The 771-nt window shown below is 38.4% G+C and carries 2 protein-coding genes; both read left to right on the plus strand.

Annotated elements, in window-relative coordinates; all coding sequences use genetic code 11:
• The first annotated feature begins 146 nt into the window (after nucleotides 1-146).
• Nucleotides 147-416 carry a hypothetical protein gene (locus BACCELL_RS25395; protein ID WP_007215051.1) on the plus strand — a complete coding sequence of 90 codons (270 nt, stop codon included), beginning with the start codon at nucleotides 147-149 and terminating at the stop codon, nucleotides 414-416.
• Entirely contained in the window at nucleotides 413-634 is a 222-nt protein-coding gene (locus BACCELL_RS25400; RefSeq protein WP_007215052.1) for a type II toxin-antitoxin system RelE/ParE family toxin, read from the plus strand. Before BACCELL_RS25395 ends, BACCELL_RS25400 begins: the two co-directional genes overlap by 4 nt.
• The last annotated feature ends 137 nt before the right edge of the window (nucleotides 635-771 follow it).

Genomic DNA, 771 nt, shown 5'->3' on the forward strand with positions numbered 1-771 from the left:
TTTAGTCTGGTAGATTGGCTGATCAGGAAATTCTATTAGTTAGCTGTGTAACTCATCCCCTTTGGGCAAAACTTTATAGAATAACATTTTGTGTGTTCTTTCCAAAACACTACCTTTGTGGCATACCCATTCAAAAAGGAGGATGTATGACAACTTTTGAATTAAAACATAGTATTTTGCAAGATATCAACGCATTAATGGATGATGAAGCGGCGATACGCCGTATAAGTCGTTATATACGTCGTTTGCGTAATTCTACATCAACAAAAGATGTAGCACATGAAGACATGATTCCGTATACAATGAATGAATTACATGAGCGAATTGATAAAGCAGAAAAAGCGATCATCGAAGGAAATGTAATTGATTCTGAAACAGAAGACGCCAAATTAGCAGACTTCATGCGCACACTATGAAAATAAAGACTTATCCTGAAGCTACTCAGGAGCTACGCAAGATTGCCGCTTTTTGTAAACAGCAATGGGGCATTGAGATTGCACACAGGTTGATTGAAACCTATCAGAGAAACAAAAAACGTCTTTCTTCCAATCCTTATATGGCTCCAATAGAGCCTTTATTAGCAAATCGGGAGTATGTTTACCGAGGATTAGTCATTCATAAATATTGTAAGTAATATATCGCATAGATGAAACTGCGGGCATAATTTATATCGTAGATGTATGGGATACCCGTCGTGAGCCCCACAAAATATAGCGCAGCCACTCGTAGCCCGTAGCTTGTAGCTCGTAGCTTATAATATTCCCCCAACAG

It is taken from the genome of Bacteroides cellulosilyticus DSM 14838 (genome assembly GCF_000158035.1).
In the GTDB taxonomy this organism is placed as follows: domain Bacteria; phylum Bacteroidota; class Bacteroidia; order Bacteroidales; family Bacteroidaceae; genus Bacteroides; species Bacteroides cellulosilyticus.